The organism is Variovorax endophyticus (assembly GCF_025376855.1).
Taxonomy (GTDB): Bacteria; Pseudomonadota; Gammaproteobacteria; order Burkholderiales; family Burkholderiaceae_C; genus Variovorax.
Genome location: NZ_JAHUTH010000002.1, coordinates 87,387 through 103,444, shown reverse-complemented (window position 1 = coordinate 103,444; position 16,058 = coordinate 87,387). Strand labels below are relative to the sequence as shown.

16 protein-coding genes are annotated in these 16,058 nt (G+C 69.9%); 8 read left to right on the top strand and 8 right to left on the bottom strand.

The features are described 5' to 3' along the window. Positions 1–3 precede the first annotated feature (3 nt). Positions 4–615, top strand: coding sequence for a glutathione transferase GstA (gene gstA / locus KV106_RS03205; protein ID WP_261206062.1), 612 nt, complete (start codon positions 4–6; stop codon positions 613–615). Here gstA and KV106_RS03200 read toward each other — a convergent pair. Continuing rightward, positions 612–1,445, bottom strand: a complete 834-nt coding sequence (locus KV106_RS03200; protein WP_261206061.1) for a phytanoyl-CoA dioxygenase family protein — start codon at positions 1,443–1,445, stop codon at positions 612–614. The two genes, gstA and KV106_RS03200, sit on opposite strands and share 4 nt — an antisense overlap. Before the next feature lie 112 nt (positions 1,446–1,557). Here KV106_RS03200 and KV106_RS03195 point away from each other — a divergent pair, with 112 nt between their 5' ends. Continuing rightward, positions 1,558–2,328, top strand: coding sequence for an AraC family transcriptional regulator (locus KV106_RS03195; RefSeq protein ID WP_261206060.1), 771 nt, complete (start codon positions 1,558–1,560; stop codon positions 2,326–2,328). Between the two features lie 25 nt (positions 2,329–2,353). Here KV106_RS03195 and KV106_RS03190 read toward each other — a convergent pair whose 3' ends face one another. The 6 genes from KV106_RS03190 to KV106_RS03165 form a co-directional block, all read right to left on the bottom strand. After that, positions 2,354–3,205: an ABC transporter ATP-binding protein gene (locus tag KV106_RS03190; protein WP_261206059.1), complete on the bottom strand. Its 852-nt coding sequence runs from the start codon at positions 3,203–3,205 to the stop codon at positions 2,354–2,356. A gap of 20 nt (positions 3,206–3,225) precedes the next feature. Then, complete coding sequence (locus tag KV106_RS03185) at positions 3,226–4,047, bottom strand: ABC transporter permease (protein WP_261206058.1); 822 nt, start codon at positions 4,045–4,047, stop codon at positions 3,226–3,228. Continuing rightward, a complete protein-coding gene (locus tag KV106_RS03180; RefSeq protein ID WP_261206056.1) occupies positions 4,044–4,883 on the bottom strand; it encodes an ABC transporter permease in 840 nt (279 codons plus the stop codon). Before KV106_RS03180 ends, KV106_RS03185 begins: the two co-directional genes overlap by 4 nt. Further along, positions 4,880–5,962 carry an ABC transporter substrate-binding protein gene (locus KV106_RS03175; protein ID WP_261206054.1) on the bottom strand — a complete coding sequence of 361 codons (1,083 nt, stop codon included), beginning with the start codon at positions 5,960–5,962 and terminating at the stop codon, positions 4,880–4,882. Before KV106_RS03175 ends, KV106_RS03180 begins: the two co-directional genes overlap by 4 nt. Beyond that, positions 5,959–7,479 carry an amidohydrolase family protein gene (locus tag KV106_RS03170; RefSeq protein ID WP_261206052.1) on the bottom strand — a complete coding sequence of 507 codons (1,521 nt, stop codon included), beginning with the start codon at positions 7,477–7,479 and terminating at the stop codon, positions 5,959–5,961. Before KV106_RS03170 ends, KV106_RS03175 begins: the two co-directional genes overlap by 4 nt. Before the next feature lie 128 nt (positions 7,480–7,607). Continuing rightward, a complete protein-coding gene (locus tag KV106_RS03165; RefSeq protein WP_261206050.1) occupies positions 7,608–8,495 on the bottom strand; it encodes a LysR substrate-binding domain-containing protein in 888 nt (295 codons plus the stop codon). Between the two features lie 149 nt (positions 8,496–8,644). Between KV106_RS03165 and phnD the strand changes: the two genes are divergently transcribed. From phnD to psrA, 4 genes are all read left to right on the top strand, one after another. Next, entirely contained in the window at positions 8,645–9,523 is an 879-nt protein-coding gene (gene phnD / locus KV106_RS03160; protein WP_261206049.1) for a phosphonate ABC transporter substrate-binding protein, read from the top strand. Further along, a complete protein-coding gene (phnC, locus tag KV106_RS03155; RefSeq protein ID WP_261206048.1) occupies positions 9,520–10,323 on the top strand; it encodes a phosphonate ABC transporter ATP-binding protein in 804 nt (267 codons plus the stop codon). Before phnD ends, phnC begins: the two co-directional genes overlap by 4 nt. Beyond that, on the top strand, positions 10,320–11,144 hold the full coding sequence (gene phnE / locus KV106_RS03150; RefSeq protein WP_203206793.1) for a phosphonate ABC transporter, permease protein PhnE: 825 nt from the start codon (positions 10,320–10,322) through the stop codon (positions 11,142–11,144). The genes phnC and phnE overlap by 4 nt, the downstream gene beginning before the upstream one ends. A gap of 74 nt (positions 11,145–11,218) precedes the next feature. Beyond that, positions 11,219–12,316, top strand: a complete 1,098-nt coding sequence (gene psrA, locus KV106_RS03145; protein WP_261206047.1) for an iron-containing alcohol dehydrogenase PsrA — start codon at positions 11,219–11,221, stop codon at positions 12,314–12,316. Here the strand turns inward: psrA and KV106_RS03140 are convergent, their stop codons facing one another. Next, a complete protein-coding gene (locus tag KV106_RS03140) occupies positions 12,317–13,462 on the bottom strand; it encodes a DJ-1/PfpI family protein (RefSeq protein ID WP_261206046.1) in 1,146 nt (381 codons plus the stop codon). Positions 13,463–13,502: 40 nt separating this feature from the next. Here KV106_RS03140 and KV106_RS03135 point away from each other — a divergent pair, with 40 nt between their 5' ends. Next, positions 13,503–14,525 carry a GlxA family transcriptional regulator gene (locus KV106_RS03135; protein ID WP_261206045.1) on the top strand — a complete coding sequence of 341 codons (1,023 nt, stop codon included), beginning with the start codon at positions 13,503–13,505 and terminating at the stop codon, positions 14,523–14,525. Next, a complete protein-coding gene (locus KV106_RS03130; protein ID WP_261206044.1) occupies positions 14,522–16,003 on the top strand; it encodes an FAD-dependent monooxygenase in 1,482 nt (493 codons plus the stop codon). Before KV106_RS03135 ends, KV106_RS03130 begins: the two co-directional genes overlap by 4 nt. Positions 16,004–16,058 lie beyond the last annotated feature (55 nt).

Here is a 16,058-nt window from a genome sequence, read left to right as displayed (position 1 = left end):
ACCATGAAACTCTATTACGCCCCCGGTTCCTGCGGCCTCGCCTCGCAGATCGCATTGCAGGAGGCCGGCCAGGCCTATGAACTGGTCAAGGTCGACTTCAAGACCAAGACGACGGTCGAAGGCGACTACCTGCAGGTGACGCCCAAGGGCTTCATCCCCGTCCTCAAGCTCGACGACGGCGACCTGATCACCGAAGGCGCGGTGATCCTGCAGTGGATCGCCGACCGGCATCCCGAGCACCGGCTGCTTCCGCCCTTCGGCACGCGGCAGCGCTACCGCGCGCTCGAGTGGCTGAACTTCGTCGCGAGCGACCTGCACAAGGGCATGGCCGTGATGTTCTCGCCCTACCTCGACGCGGACACCAAGAAGCGATTCGCGGACGGCAACCTCACGAGCAAGTTCGCCTACATCGACGAGCACCTGTCGACCCACGACTACGTGCTGGGCGCCGATTTCTCGGTGGCCGATGCCTATCTCTACAACGTGCTGTCGTGGCCGCCGCGCGTGAATCTCGATCTCTCGGGCTACGCGGCGATCCAGCGCTTCATGGTTCGCATGGGGCAGCGCGCCAGCGTTCGCGCGGCGCTGGAGGCGGAACGCCTCGCGGCTCACTAACTGGAAGCCGGCGGCCACAGCACCGGAAACAACGGATGCGCCATCGGCGCGCCCGCCGGCAGCTGCTCGGCCAGTCCCGGGAAATCCGGCGAGGTCTTCCAGCGCCGCGGCGCATGCCGCATGTCGTCGCCCAGCATGCGCACCGAGAACACCCGCCGCCGCCGGCCGGGTTCGAGCCCGGCCGAGGCGTGCAGCGTGAGCATGTTGAAGGCGATGGCGTCGCCGGGTTCCACGGCCCAGCCGAGGATGTCGTGGGCCGCGCGGTCGGCCTCGATGTCGGGCAGGTCGGCCAGCGCGCCCTCGGGGAACCACCGGGCCTCGTTGGTCATGAAGGTGCGCGGCATCAGCCACGGCCCCTTGTGCGAGCCGGCGACAAGCTCCAGCGTCGAGGCACGCGACACCGGATCCACCGGAATCCAGAAGCTGACGTTCTGGCTGCCCTCGACGTTGTAGTAGGGCTGGTCCTGGTGCCAGGGCGTGCGCTGGCGCGTGCCCGATTCCTTGGTGAGCATGTGGTCGTGATAGAGCCGCACCTGCGTGCTCCTCGTGAGCCTGGCCGCGGCGGCCGGCAATGCCGAGCGCGAGATCACGTCCCAGTACGCCGGGATCTCCTGCCAGTTGCAGAAGTCCTCGATGAAGAAGCCCGGATCGTCGGGCCGGCTCGCCACCTTCGCGCGCACGCTCGGCGCGGCGAGATTGGCATCGATGCCCTGGCGCAGCAGCTCGACCTCGGGCGGCCGCAGGACACCGCGCAGGACGATGGCGCCGTCGCGCGAAAATTCCTCGACCTGCTGGTCCGATGGGAGCCTGTCGTCGGGTCGTGCATTCATGGGCGGGGTCTCCTTCGAGATAGGCAATGGTTGCGAGGCCGAAGGCAGTCTAGAGTGAGGGGGTGGATGGCAGCCCATCCAATCGGACAACCGATCGAGCAAGCCGGACAACATGAAGCGACAACTCAAATCCGCCGCCGACGGGCAGCCCGTGCTCTTCAAGGTCGTGCACCTCGCGCCCGGTGGCACCGCGCCGCGCGACAGCCACGAAGAGGGACAGTTCGTGCACGCGATCTCGGGCGTGATCGAGGTCGGGATGAGCGGCCGGGTCTTCCTGGCGCCGCCGCAGTACGGCGTGTGGATCCCGCCGCGCGTCGAGCACCTGTCGAGCAACCGCCATGCGGCCAGCTACGCCACGGTCTACCTGGCCGAGGCCTTGTGCGACGTGCTCCCCAAGCGCGCCTGCACCATGGTCATCAGCCCGCTGACGCAGGCCGTGCTCGACAGCCTGCGCACCCGTTCCATCGAGGTGCCGCGCAATCCGGCCGAGCAGCGCCTGTTCGAAGTCCTGCGCGACGAGCTGGCCATCGCGTCCGGCCACGACAGCTACCTGCCGATGTCGGACGACCCCCAGCTGGGCCGCGTGCTCGAGGCCTTGCAGGCGCGGCCCTGGGATGGCCGCTCGCTCGCCGAATGGGCCGCCACGGTGCATTCGACCGAGCGCACGCTGGCGCGGCGCTGCGAGCGCGACCTGCAGATGCCGTTCAGCGAGTGGCGCCAGCGCCTCAAGGTGATCCGCGGGATCGCGCTGCTGGAAGCAGGCCGCGCGGTGAAGGACGTCGCGATCGAACTGGGCTACGGCTCGCCCTCGGCCTTCATCGCCATGTTCTGCAAGCAGATCGGCATGACGCCGCAGGCGTACATCCGGCAGAAGGGGCGCTGATCGCGCCGACGGCGGCGAGCCTTGCTCACCATGCGAGCTGCAATCGCGAGGGCCGTGGTTCGCCGGGTTCGCCGCCGCGCGGTGGCGCGCGGCGCTCGTCGATTCCGGCATCGACGAAATCGCCCAGCACGTCGTCGCGCAACCGGATGAACGCCGGATCGCTGCGGTTGCGCGGATGCGGCAGGTCCACCGCCACGGTGCGGCGGATGCGCCCCGGCGATGGCTGCATCACCACCACGCGGTCGCCGAGGAACACGGCTTCCTCCACGTCGTGCGTCACCAGCAGCATGGTGATGCGCTCCTTCTGCCAGATGCGCTGCAGCTCGATCTGCAGCCGCGCGCGCGTGAGGGCATCGAGCGCGCCGAAGGGCTCGTCGAGCAGCAGCACGCGCGGCCGGTTGACCAGGCCGCGCGCGATGGCCACGCGCTGCGCCATGCCGCCCGAGATCTGGTGCGGCCACGATTTCTCGAAACCGCCGAGGCCGACCAGCGCCACGTGCTCGGCCACCAGCTCGGCCTTCCGCTTCGCGCCGAGCGGCGCGTTGCGCAGTCCCACCGCGATGTTCTGCTCGACCGTGAGCCACGGGAACAGCCGGTGGTCCTGGAACACGATGCCGCGCTCGCGGCCGGTGCCCGCGATCGGCTGGCCGCCCAGCAGGATCTGGCCCTCGTACTGGTCGTCGAGCCCGAGGACCAGCCGCAGCAGCGTCGACTTGCCGCAGCCGCTCGCGCCCACGATGCTGGTGAAGCTGCCCGGCGGCACGTGCAGGTCGATGTTCTCGAGCACCTGCAGTTCGCCGCCGCGCGCCTGCGCCTGCGCGTAGCGCTTGCCGAGGCCGCGGATGTCGAGTTCGTTCGATGCGATGGAGGTGCTCATGGTGCGAAGAAGAAGAGGTGTCAGGCCCGGCCGGTCCAGCGCGCCAGCCGGCGTTCGAGCGCGCGCGCCGAGGCATTCATCAGCCAGCCGACGAGGCCGATGACGAACATGCCGAAGATCACCAGGTCCATCTGGAAATGCTCGCTGCCCTCGATCAGCGTGTTACCGATGCCCTTGCCGGCGACCAGCAGGTATTCGGCGCCGATGGTCGCGAGCCAGGAATAGATGAGCGCGAGGTACACGCCCGTGAAGATGGCGGGCAGCGCGGCCGGCAGCACCACCTGCGCGAGCGTCTGCCAGCGCGTGAAGCCGTAGACGCGCGCCACCTCGAGCAGCGCGGGCGGCACGGTGCGGATGCCGTCGCAGGTGTTGACCACCACCGGCACCAGCGCGGCCAGCGAGAGGAACACCACCTTGGCCACGTCGCCGAGGCCGAACCAGACCGAGATCAGCGGAATCCACGCGAACAGCGAGATCTGCTTGAAGGTGTTGAAGCTCGGGCCGACGATACGGTCGAACAGCGGCCACAGGCCCAGCAGCGCGCCGAGCACCAGGCCCGAGGCGGTGCCGATCAGGAAGCCCGTGGCCTCGCGCGCGAGGCTGGCGCCGAGCGCGCGCCACAGGCGGCCGCTGAGGATCTGGTCGGCGGCGGTCGCGAGCACCTTCTGCGGCGAGACCAGCAGCGCCGAGTTCACCACGTCGAGCCACGACAGCAGCGCCCACAGCGCGATCGCCACGGCGGGCAGCACCAGGCCGCGCCAGCGGCTGCGATCGACGGGCCGCAGCGGCTGCACCGCGGCCAGTTCGGCCGCGTCGCGCGACAGCGAGGCGGGCCCGCTCATCGCGCGGCACCGCCCGGGCGGTGCCGGTGCAGCGTGTTCTCGAGCCGCTCGAGCAGGCGGTCGATGGCCCAGCCGATCGCGCCCACGATCACCACCGCGGCCATCACCAGGTCGAGCTGGAACAACTGGCGGCCATAGACGATCAGGTAGCCCAGCCCCTCGCTCGAAGCGACCAGCTCGACCACCACCAGCGACAGCCAGGCCTTGGTGAAGCCCAGCCGCACGCCCGTGAACAGCGTGGGCACGGCATGCGGCAGCACGATCTCCAGCACCTGCTGGCGCCGGCTGTAGCCATAGACCTCGCCGACCTCGCGCAGCGACTGCGGCGTCTGCCGGAAGCCCTGCAGCGTGTTGAGCGCCACCGGCACCAGCGCCGCCTTGGCGATCAGGATGTACTTGAGCGGCTCGCCGATGCCCACGATCAGCAGCACGAAGGGCAGCCAGGCCAGCACCGGGATCTGCACCAGCGCATTGAAGCTCGGCAGCAGGTAGGCCTCGACGCGGCGCGACAGGCCCATGGCCGTGCCCAGCAGCAGCCCCAGCAGCGTGCCGATCGCGAAGCCCACGCCCACGCGCGCGAAACTGGTGCTCACGTGCAGCCAGAGGTCACCGCTGGTCGCGAGGTCGCGCAGCGTCTCGGCCACGAACTCGGGCGGCGGCAGCACCTGCGGCGAGATCCAGCCCTGGCCAGCACCCACGAACCACAGCGCGAGCAATGCGGCGGGCAGCAGCCAGGGCAGGGCGGCGTCGCCGAGGCGGCGCCACGGCAAGGACAGGCGAAGGGGCGTGACCGCGTCGCGCTGCAGGACCGCCGACAGTTCGGCTTCGGCGCTCATCGCGACGCGACCGCGGGCCCGCCCTTCGGCTGACCCTTCGCGTCCGAGGCACTCCAGTAGCCCTCGAGGCCCTGCTTCTTGAGCGCGGCCTTGAGGTAGCGCGTGTCGAACCAGTCGTCGACCGTGACCTCGCGGCGGATCAGCTTGAGCTTGAGCGCGTCGCCGACCACGGCCTTGTAGCGCGCCACGATGAAGTCGTCGGCCAGCGGCGAGTTGCGCTGCGCCAGCGGCTGCTTGTCGAACTCGGCGGTCCACGAGGCGACCGGCGTGCCGCTGCGGGCCCAGATGCGGAACAGATCGTCGCGGTTCTTCTCCTCCGACGACCAGTGGGCGGCACGCACGAACACGTCGACCACGCGCTGCACCTCGGCGGGGTTGGCCTGCTCGAACTCGCTGCGCACCAGCAGCGCGGCCTGGCGCGTGAGCGCCGGATCGCGGCCCTGGGTGGAATAGACCACCTTCGCGAGCCCCTGGTCGCGCACTTTGAACCATTCGTAGCCGCCGAAGGCCGCGTCCACGCCGTTCGAGACCAGCGCCGCCTGCGCGCTGCCGGTGTCGAGGTTCACGCCCTTGATGTCGCGCTCGGCCAGGCCTTCGGCCGCCAGCACGTTGATCGCGACCAGGTGGCCGTTGGTGCCGCGGAAGATCGACACCGTGCGGCCCTTGAGGTCCTTGATCGACTGGATGGCCGACTGCGTCGGCGTGACCAGGTAGAGGTTGTTGCGCGCGCCGCTGACCAGCAGCACCTTGGTCTTGAGGCCGTTCGAGCGCCCGACGATCGAGGGCAGGTCGCCCTGGTAGGCGAAGTCGATCTGCTTGTTCGACAGCGCCTCGTTCACGGCCGGGCCCGCGCCCTTGAAGAACAGCCACTCGACCTTGATGCCCGAGGCCTTGAACTCTTCCTCGAGCCAGTTGTTGGCGCGCGCCACGCCGCCGGGCGAACCGCCCCAGGTGACGGGATCGCCGCCGCCCGCCGTGGCCACACCGATGCGGATGGTGTCGGGCGCGGCCTGCGCCGAGGCCGCGAGGGCGGTGGCCAGCAGCGCGGTCCAGCGCAGGAGATGCCGCATCGGCTTCATGGCGTGCCTTTCTTCGCGGCCAGCTTGCGGCCGACCTCGGTGCCTTCGAAGAAGCGCGGATTGGCCTCGGTGTAGAAGCGGTGCGGGTTCTCGAACACGAAGGCCCGGAAGTCGGCCGCCGAGATCACGCCCTGCTGCACCAGGTCCCAGGTTTCGGCCAGCGGCTCGGTGAACTCGGGCACGTCCCAGTGGCCCACGTCGGACGACCAGATCGCGTTGATCTTCACGCCCAGCGGGTTCACCTTGTCGTTGAAGGCCGCGGCCACGGTGCGGTCGTCGGCTTCCGAGCCGAAGTAGAAGTTGTTCACCCAGCGGTCGCGGATGTCCTCGACCTTTTCGATGCCCGCGAGCGCGAAGTCGTCGATCTCGCTCTCGTTCGGTTCGCGGCTGTGCGGCAGCGCCGAGATGCCCAGGCTGTCGCGCAGCAGCGTGGCCTTGTCGAGCGTGCGGCCCTTGAGCAGGTCGCCGCCATGACGCTCGAACAGCGAGGCCAGCAGCTCGATGTCGGCCTCGGCCGGGTCGTAGTTGCGTACCGCATGCCGGTTGCGTTTCTCCCAGCGGTCCACCAGGTGCGTGTAGACGTGAGAACCCCAGTCCGCGCCGCCTTCGAGCAGGCCCACCCGCAGCCCCGGGAAGCGCCGCGTCACGCCGCCGAAGAACAGCGCCTTGGCGAAGGCCTGCGAGCCGTCGGCGAAGTGGCCGATGTGGTTGTTCATGTAGTTGCTGATCGACTGCCGGCCGGTCCAGCCCTGGCTGCCGTAGTGCGTGGTCACCGGCACGCCGAGTTCCACCACCTTGGCCCAGAAGGGGTCGTAGTCGTGCTCGCTGTCGATGCCGTAGAAGTCGATGTAGCCGACCTGCTTGGCGATCTCTGGATGCTCGGCGGCCGGGTACTTCTCTGCGATGGCGCGGATCGGGCGGCGCACACCGCCCGCGATGTTGATGACCTTCAGGCCCAGCGTCTTGACCGCGAACTCCAGCTCCTCGATGCCCTCTTGCGGCGAGTGCAGCGGTATGCCCGCCACCGGCGTCAGCCGGTCGGCGTAGGGCCGGTACTGGTCGGCGTGGAAGTGGTTGATGGCGCGGTGCAGCGGCTGGCGGTATTCGCTGCCGGCCGCGGCCGGCGAGAGCACGTCGTTGGGGAACAGGATCGAGTAGTCGGAGCCCTGTTCGCCCAGGCGCTCGTGCAGCAGCGCGGGCAGGGTGTAGGTCGCGAGGTCGTAGGTGTTGCGCGTGACGCGGGCCCACCAGGGCGCGCGCAGCGTGCGGTGGAGCTGGCGTTCCTCGGCCGACTGCTGGTACCAGTCCTTGCCGCCGCCGTTGCGCGTGACGAAGCGCCCGCCGAGCGCCTTGCGCAGCGCGTCGACCAGCTTGTTGCCGCCGTACTGCGCCACGTAGTCCTCGAGCACCGGCGCGAAGTCGTTGACGTGCACGTCGGTGTCGATCACCGGGTGGTCGAGGCCGGCCTTCACGGCGGCCGAGCGCGAGGCATGCACGCGCTGGAGTCGGTCGTTCATCTGCGGGGTCCTTGCTGAAAGAGGATCGACGCAGACTAAGGTGGCCGCCGGTGGCGGGCCAACGAAGGCTTTCAGGGATGCTTAGCCGTCGTTCGCATATGGATGCAAAGGTTCGCGGGGGCCGGCTGTCATGTCGCGCCTTCGAACTCCCCCTTGCGCAGCTTCAGCGCCACGTCGAAGAAAGAGGCGAGCACGCGGCTGTCGCGTCGCACCTGCAGGCAGTAGAGGTAGGTCTGCGTCACCGCGGGATCGCCCTCGATGCGCACGGTGCGCAGGCGCGCGTCGGGAATGAACTCGGCCTCGGAGACCGCGCCGATGCCGATGCCGCGCGCGGCCGCTTCGCGGATCGCCTCGCGGCTGCCGATCTCCATCGCGAGCCTGGGCCGGACGCCCGCGCGCGCGAAGGCCTCGTCGAGCGCGCGCCGCGTGCTGGAACCGCTCTCGCGCTGCAGCATGGGCTGGCCGTGCAATTCCTCGAGCCGGATCTCGCCGCGCCTGGCGAACGGATGGTCGCGGTGCACGAACAGGATCAGCGCATGGCGCGCATAGGGCGTCGCGCTGAAACCCGGCGCCTCGTGGAAGCGCGCGAGCACGCCGATGTCGACCGCGTACTCCTCGAGGTCCTTGAACACCGACGACGAATTGCCCATGCGGATCGAGACGTCGAGCCGCGGATAGCGCCGGCGATAGGCGTCGACCATCTCGATCACGTGGAAGGGACCGACCGCGCCGAGCTTGAGCTCGCCCGACTGCAGGTCGCCGCTGTCGTGCAGCAGGTTGTACGAATCGAGCTCGAGCGCCGCGATCTGGCGCGCGATGGGCAGCAGGCGCTCGCCGACGCTGGTGAGCTCGATGCGGTGGCCCTGGCGGTGGAACAGCATGACCTTGTGCTGGCGCTCCAGCGCCTGGACCTGGGTGGTGAGCGTGGGCTGGCTCAGGCCCACGGCACGCGCGGCGGCGCTGAAGCTGCCGTGCTGGGCGACGGCGAGGAAGGCGCGGAGTTTGGCGGCGGACATCCATAGATTGTTTGAATGGAATCGTGACAAATCCGTGATCGATCTGATATGCGGCTGTCACATGGCGTTCTTAGCCTTGGGGTAGTCGCAGGCCGATGCCTGCCGTTCCGGTCCCTTCCAGTCCCTTTTTTTCCATCCCAGACACCACCATGAACACCCTTCTCCGCCTGCGCCGCAGCCTGATCGCCCTGGCCCTTTCGGCAGTTTCCGCGGTCGCCGCCCTGCCGGCCCTGGCCGCGCAGCCCCTCACCATCGGGCTGATCCCGGCCGAGGACTCGCAGGCCATGATCGAGAGCAGCCGCCAGGTGCTCGACAGCCTGCAGCAGCAGCTCGGCATGCCGGTCAAGCCCTTCGTGGCGACCGACTACAACGGCGTGATCGAGGCGCTGCGCTCGAAGAAGCTCGACGTGGCCTACCTCGGCCCGTTCTCGTACGTGCTCGCGAACCAGGTCGCGGACGTGGAAGCCTTCGCGGTGGCCGTGACGAAGAAGACCGGCCAGAGCTCCTACAAGAGCGTGATCATCGCGCGCAAGGACAGCGGCATCGCCAGGACCGCCGACCTCAAGGGCCGCAGCTTCGCCTTCGTCGACCCGACCTCGGCCTCGGGCCACCTGTTCCCCAAGTCGGGCCTGCTGCAGGCCGGCCATGACCCCGAGACCTTCTTCGGCCGCGTGATCTTCTCGGGCTCGCACGACGCCAGCATCCTGGCCGTGGCCAACAAGAAGGTCGACGCCGCCGCCGTGGCCGACCGCATCCTCGCGAGCGCCATCGCCAAGGGTCAGGTCAAGCAGGACGAGCTCGAGATCGTCTGGTCGTCGAGCCCGATCCCCGAGTCGCCGATGGTCTGGCGCAAGGACCTCGATCCGGCGCTGAAGGCGAAGATCGCGAAGGCACTGGCCAACGTGAAGGACCTGCCGTGGGGCGACCAGGGCGTGCTCAACGGCTTCCAGCCCACCACCGACGCGGCCTACAACGTGGTGCGCGACACCGCCAAGGTGCTCAAGCTCGACCTGCGGAGCATGAAGTGATCCGCATCCGGCAGCTCACCAAGCGCTATGGCGACAACGCCGTGCTGCGCGGTGTGGACCTCGATGCCGCGGCGGGCGAGTTCGTGGTGGTGCTCGGCGAATCGGGGGCCGGCAAGTCGACCCTGCTGCGCTGCGTGAACCGGCTGGCGCTGGCCGACGGCGGCGAGCTCAGGGTCGACGGCATGGACGCCGTGAACTGCGCCGACACGCGCGCGCTGCGCCAGCGCGTGGCGATGATCTTCCAGCACCACAACGTGGTGCCGCGGCTCAGCGCGCTGAAGAACGTGCTCACGGGGCGGCTCGGCGCGGTGTCGACCCTGGCCTCGGTGCTGCATTTCTTCAGCCGCGCCGACATCGCGCTGGCGCACGAATGCCTGGGCCGCGTGGGACTCGCGCACAAGGCCCATGCGCGCACCGATTCGCTGTCGGGTGGCCAGATGCAGCGTGTGGGCATCGCGCGCGCGCTCGCGCAGCAGCCGCGGCTGATCCTCGCCGACGAGCCGGTCGCGAGCCTCGACCCGCAGACCTCGCGCAAGGTGCTGCAGTACCTGCGCGATGCCTCGCGCGACCTCGGCATCACCGTGCTGTGCAACCTGCACCAGGTCGACTACGCGCGCGAGTTCGCCGACCGCATCGTCGGCCTCTCGCAGGGCCGCGTCGTGTTCGACGGCGCGCCGCAGGCCATGGGGCCCGAGGACATCGACCGCATCTACGTGCCGCAGCCCGCGGTCGACCACAAGGAGCCCGCCGCGCAGGCCGTGCCGCTGCCGCTCTTTGCACGCACCGAAGGACACGCATGAACACCCCCTCGACCCGATACGCCTGGACCGGCCCGCTGCCCGAGAGCCGCCGCGGCTGGTTCAACCTGCTGATCGGCCTGTGCGTGGTCGGCTGGGCATTGCAGTGGAGCGCCGGCGGCGCGCAACTGAGCTGGTCCGAACTGGCGGCGGGCCTGCCGCAGATCCTCGATTTCCTGGGCCGCACCATGCCGCCCGACACCAACATCCTGAGCCGCCTGGTCGCGCCCGCGCTCGAGACCATCCAGATCGCCGTCTGGGGCACGCTGCTGGCGGTGCTGCCCGCGATTCCGCTGTCCTTCCTGGCGGCGCGCAACCTGCAGAGCCGGCGCTGGGTCTACCAGTGCACGCGCCAGGCCCTCAACGTGGTGCGCAGCATCAACGAGCTGATCCTCGCGCTGGTGTTCGTGTCGGCCGTGGGGCTCGGTCCGTTCCCCGGCGTGCTGGCGCTCGCGCTGCATGGCGCGGGCATGCTCGGCAAGTTCTTCGCCGATGCCATCGAGGAGATCGACCAGGGACCGCTCGAGGCCCTGCGCGCCACGGGTGCGCGGCCGCTGCAGGTGATCGTGTTCGGCGTGCTGCCGCAGGTCGTCACGGCCTGGATCGCCGTGGTGCTGTACCGCTTCGAGGTGAACCTGCGCTCGGCCACCGTGCTGGGCATGGTGGGCGCGGGCGGGCTGGGCTTCGAGCTGGTGAGCAGCCTCAAGCTGTTCCGCTACCAGGAGACCGCCACCTGCATCATCGTGATCACCGTGATGGTGATCGTGGCCGACCTGCTCTCGAGCCAATTGCGCCACCGCATCCAGCACAGCGGCCGGCACTGAAGGCCGCGCGGATCCTTTCTCTTGAGCGCCCGGCTGCACGACGCGGCCGCGGCGCCCGCTTTCCCGAACCCATCATGTGGACCTACTACAACCCCGTCGACGTGCATGCCGGCTGCGGCTCGCTCGATGCGCTGCCTAGACTGCTCGGCGCACGCCGCGCGATCCTGATCGCCTTCCCCGAGGCGGTCGGCCTCGGCCTCGTCGATCGCATCCGCGGCCTGCTGGGCGAGCGTCTGGCGGCCGTCGAGACCGAGGTGCTGCCGAACCCCGACGTGGCCTGGCTGGCGCCGATGTACGAACGGCTGTGGCGCGAGCATGCCGAGGTCGACTGCGTCATCGCGCTCGGCGGCGGCAGCGTGATCGACTGCGCGAAGGTGATGCTCACGCGCCCCGCGGCCGGGCGCTTCGACGAACTGCTCGCGCTGCTCGAAGGCGCGGACAGCGCGCCGGCCTCGGTCCGGCGGCACCGGCAGCTGCTGGCCATTCCCACCACCGCCGGTACCGGCAGCGAAGTCACGCCCTGGGCCACCGTGTGGGACCAGGCGCGCGCGCGCAAGCTGTCGCTGCAACTGCCGTGGACCTGGCCCGAGGCCGCCATCGTCGATGCCGACCTGATGTTGAGCCTGCCGCATGCGGCCACCCTGGCCAGCGGCCTCGATGCGCTGTCGCATGCGCTCGAGTCGCTGTGGAACGTGCACCGCAACCCGGTGTCGGCAAGCCTGGCCGTGAGCGCGGCGCGCAGCATCGTCGCCACGCTGCCCGAACTGCTGGCACGGCCCGACCGGCCCGAGCTGCGCGAGCGCCTGGCCACTGCCGCGTTGCAGGCCGGCCTGGCGTTCTCCAACACGCGCACCGCGCTCGCGCATTCGCTGTCCTACGACATCACGCTGCGGCATGGCGTGCCGCACGGCATCGCGTGTTCGTTCAGCCTGCCGCGCATCATGCAGCTCGCGGCCGGGCGCGATCCGGCGCTCGATGCGTTGCTGCTGTCGGTCTTCGATGCGCCCGACATCGGCCAGGCCGTCGCGTCGCTGAGCGCCTTCTTGGAGGGGCTGGGCGTGAGCGTCGATCCGCTGAGCTATGGCATTCCCGAGGCGGACTGGAGCGAACGCATCCTGCAGGCGCTGGTCGGTGCGCGCGGGCGTAACTTCATCGCCGCCGACGCCGGCTGATCAGGACGCGCAGGCGGTGTTCGCCGCCGTGCGTGGGTACTCCATCTCCTGCATCACCCAGTCGCGCCGCGCGTTGCCGTAGCGGCCCGCGATCTCGCACAGCGTGCGGTCGAGCTGCTGCACAGGCTTCAGCGCGGCCACCAGCGGCAGGGGCTTTGCCTCGCGCGTGGCGGGGCCAGCCACCAACACGAGACCGCTGCGCAGCTTCACCGGGCCCGAGGACGAGACCGCCTCGACATCGACATGCCCCGTGCGCGTCCACGCATCGGTGGCCAGCGCGAGCGCGATGTCGTCGGCACCATCGCGCACCTCGAGCCGGCGGCGCTCGCCGCGCCAGAACGCGGCCTTGTTGAACAGGTACTCGGCGCCGCGGCCGGTCGTGAGCCCGAAGGGCGCGCTCGCATGCGCCGGGCCCCAGCCGTCCACGCCGAGTTCGGCCGCCATCGCCGCGGCCTTCGCGGGACCGCCGATCGCCTCGACCAGCGCGAGCGTCGCGGGCACCGAGGCCGTGATACCGGTGGTCGTCGCCACGTCGCGATCGACCAGGTAGCGCCGGTCCGGCACATGCGTGGCGCCGGGCCGCTGGCGCAGCGTGCCGCGGTCGTACCAGTGGCCGGCAAAGCGTCGGCCGTCGAGCAGGCCGGCCTGCGCGAGCACGAGCGCGCCCGAGCACACGCCGATCACGCGCGCGCCTCGGCTGGCCTGTTGTTGCAGCCAGGCCCTCACCGCGGGCGCATCGGCCGGCTCCATCGCGGGCACGATCACGTAGTCGGCGCCCGCGGGATGGGCGCGCCCGAAGCTGGCGAAGTCCTGCGCCCCCTCGACCTGCAGCGCCGGGAACAGCGTGACCCGGCCCGCCCGCGGCGCCACCACGCGCACATCGGCCACGTCGGCGCGCTGCAGCACCGCGTGCGGCAGCAGCAGGTCGGTGAGCTCGGTGCCCTCGTTGAGCGCCAGCATGGCGATCACCGGCCGGCCGGGCCGGCGCGGCTTCATGGCCTCGACGAAAGCCTGCCGGTCGCGCGCGAGCGCCGCCTCGTCGTGCGCCGCGGGCGGCACCGCCGCATCGCGCGTGCCCGTGCCGCATCCCGCCAACCCGATCGCCGCCATACTCGCGCACAGCAGCGCACGCAGCCCGTTCCACATGGAGAATCCCCTTCATGACCTCGATGCACCGAGCTTAGGAATGCCGACCCCCACCCACAAGGACGAAGAAGCCGCGGTTCCTGCCAGCACCGTCGTGCTGGTCGCGTTCGACGGCGTCGAGGCCATCGACGTCGCGGGCCCCGCCAGCGTGTTCAGCAAGGCCGAGCAATTGCGACCCGGCAGCTACGAGGTGCTGATCGCCTCGCCGGGTGGCGGCACCGTGTCGACCAACAGCGGTCTGCAACTGGGTGGCACTTGCAGCCTGGATGCATTGCCCGCCGCCATCGACACCCTGATCGTGGCCGGCGGCGACGAACCCGCCGTGCGCCACGCCATCCTCGAGCAGCGCATCGGCGACTGGATCGCCCAGGCCGCGCCGCGCGTGCGCCGCATCGCGAGCGTGTGCAGCGGCGCCTTCGCGCTCGCCGCGGCCGGCCTGCTCGACGGGCGCGAGGCCACCACCCACTGGCGCGTGTGCGAGATGCTGCAGGAACTGCGTCCGCAGGTGCGCGTGCGGCAGCAGCGCATCTACGTGCGCGACGGCAAGGTCTGGACTTCGGCGGGTGTGGTCACCGGCATCGAGCTCGCGCTCGCGCTGGTCGAGGACGACCTGGGCCACGAGGTCTCGATGGACATCGCGCGCACCCTGGCGCTGCCGATGCTGCGCGGCGGCGAGCAGCCGCAGCTCACCCCGGCGCTGCAGGCGCAGGCCAGCGCGAGCCATCGGCTGCGCGAACTGGTCGCATGGATCGGCACCCATCCGCAGGAAGAGCTTGCAGTCGAGGTGCTGGCCGAACGCGTGGGCATGAGCCCGCGCAACTTCGCGCGCGCCTTCGCGGCCGAGACCGGGTGCACGCCCGCGCGCTTCGTCGAGCGCACGCGCGTGGCGGCGGCGGCGCAGTTGCTGCGGCAGACCGGGTGGACGCAGGAACGGATCGCGAGCCGCAGCGGGTTTCGGTCGGTGGATGCGTTGCAGCGGGCATTCGTGCGGCTGCATGGGGTGACGCCGGGCGGATGGCGCGATGCGGCGCGGGTCGAAACACGAGGAGGGACATGGGAATGAGCGAAACGAAGCCGTCCGGCCACGCGGTGCTGATCGCGGGCGCGGGCCCCACCGGCATGATGCTCGCGGGCGAACTGGCGCTGGCCGGCGTCGATGTCGCGATCCTCGAGCGGCGCTCGAACCAGGATATCGAAGGATCGCGCGCCGGCGGCCTGCATGCGCGCACTCTCGAGATCTTCGACCAGCGCGGCATCGTCGACCGGTTCCTGGCCGAGGGGCAGACCGCCCAGGTGGCCGCGTTCGGCCTCAACCGGCTCGACATCAGCGATTTCCCGACGCGGCACAACTACGGACTGGCGCTGTGGCAGAAGCACATCGAGCGCATTCTTGCGGGATGGATTGCCGAACTGGGCGTGACCACGTATCGGGAGCGCGAGGTGGTCGGCTTCGATCAGGACGAGGCCGGTGTCGACGTCCATTTGCGCGACGGCCAGACGCTGCGTGCGCAATACCTGGTCGGTTGCGATGGTGGGCGCAGCGTGATCCGGAAGGCGGCGGGGATCGAGTTTCCGGGATGGGATGCCACGATCAGCCACATCCTCGCCGAAGCGGAGGTCGCCGAGGAGCCCGTGTGGGGCATGCGGCACGACGCGATCGGCACCCACGGCCTGAGCCGCATGGACGACGGGAAGACCGTGCGGATCATGGTGACGGAGCGCGAAGTGGGGCACGCGGACCAGCCCACGCTGCGCGATCTGAGCGGAGGCCTGATCGCGCATTACGGCACCGACTTCGGCGTACACAGCCCGCTTCATATCTCGCGATTCACGGACATGGCGCGGCAGGCGGCCAGCTATCGCAAGGGGCGCGTGCTGTTGGCCGGAGATGCGGCGCATGTGCACTACCCGGCGGGTGGGCAGGGGCTCAATCTCGGCGTGCAGGATGCATTCAACCTCGGGTGGAAGCTGGCGCAAGTGGTGAATGGGATCTCGCCGGACAGCCTGCTCGACAGCTATCCGGCGGAGCGGCATCCGGTGGGGGCGCTGGTGCTGCGCAATTCGCTGGCGCAGGTCGCGCTGCGGCGGCAGGACGGTCGCAGCAAGGCGCTGGCGGAGAGCGTGTCGGAACTGCTTCGGATGGAGGAGCCGCGCAAGCGCTTCGCGGGGATGATGTCGGGGCTGGATATTCGGTATGACTTGGGGGAGGGGCATCCTTTGGTGGGGAGGAGGATGCCGGATCTGGAGGTGGTGGTTGGGGGCACCAAGAGGTGGGTCTTCGAGCTGATGCATGCGGCGCGGCCGCTGTTGCTCGATCTCGGAGCTCTCCGTGACTGGGACACCGGAAGGCCGGGGGACAGGCTTCGGCTGGTTGAAGCCAGCTTCGATGGCAAATGGGAACTGCCGGTCGTTGGAGAGGTGGGCGCGCCCGGGGCCGTGCTGATCCGGCCGGATGGCTATGTGGCGTGGGTGGGGTCGGGTACGCGGGAGGGCCTTGTCGAGGCCATTGCCACCTGGTTCGGGTCGCCATGCGCGGCATGAACCTCGATGCCGAAGGTCGACGATTTTGTCGTGCGCCGGACCAGCGCAGGCCGGC

Excerpts from the sequence above, each read along its gene's own strand:
- gstA (WP_261206062.1), top strand. The coding sequence starts at position 4 with ATGAAACTCTATTACGCCCCCGGTTCCTGCGGCCTCGCCTCGCAGATC.
- KV106_RS03200 (WP_261206061.1), bottom strand. The coding sequence starts at position 1,445 with ATGAATGCACGACCCGACGACAGGCTCCCATCGGACCAGCAGGTCGAG.
- KV106_RS03195 (WP_261206060.1), top strand. The coding sequence starts at position 1,558 with ATGAAGCGACAACTCAAATCCGCCGCCGACGGGCAGCCCGTGCTCTTC.
- KV106_RS03190 (WP_261206059.1), bottom strand. The coding sequence starts at position 3,205 with ATGAGCACCTCCATCGCATCGAACGAACTCGACATCCGCGGCCTCGGC.
- KV106_RS03185 (WP_261206058.1), bottom strand. The coding sequence starts at position 4,047 with ATGAGCGGGCCCGCCTCGCTGTCGCGCGACGCGGCCGAACTGGCCGCG.
- KV106_RS03180 (WP_261206056.1), bottom strand. The coding sequence starts at position 4,883 with ATGAGCGCCGAAGCCGAACTGTCGGCGGTCCTGCAGCGCGACGCGGTC.
- KV106_RS03175 (WP_261206054.1), bottom strand. The coding sequence starts at position 5,962 with ATGAAGCCGATGCGGCATCTCCTGCGCTGGACCGCGCTGCTGGCCACC.
- KV106_RS03170 (WP_261206052.1), bottom strand. The coding sequence starts at position 7,479 with ATGAACGACCGACTCCAGCGCGTGCATGCCTCGCGCTCGGCCGCCGTG.
- KV106_RS03165 (WP_261206050.1), bottom strand. The coding sequence starts at position 8,495 with ATGTCCGCCGCCAAACTCCGCGCCTTCCTCGCCGTCGCCCAGCACGGC.
- phnD (WP_261206049.1), top strand. The coding sequence starts at position 8,645 with ATGAACACCCTTCTCCGCCTGCGCCGCAGCCTGATCGCCCTGGCCCTT.
- phnE (WP_203206793.1), top strand. The coding sequence starts at position 10,320 with ATGAACACCCCCTCGACCCGATACGCCTGGACCGGCCCGCTGCCCGAG.
- psrA (WP_261206047.1), top strand. The coding sequence starts at position 11,219 with ATGTGGACCTACTACAACCCCGTCGACGTGCATGCCGGCTGCGGCTCG.
- KV106_RS03140 (WP_261206046.1), bottom strand. The coding sequence starts at position 13,462 with ATGTGGAACGGGCTGCGTGCGCTGCTGTGCGCGAGTATGGCGGCGATC.
- KV106_RS03135 (WP_261206045.1), top strand. The coding sequence starts at position 13,503 with ATGCCGACCCCCACCCACAAGGACGAAGAAGCCGCGGTTCCTGCCAGC.
- KV106_RS03130 (WP_261206044.1), top strand. The coding sequence starts at position 14,522 with ATGAGCGAAACGAAGCCGTCCGGCCACGCGGTGCTGATCGCGGGCGCG.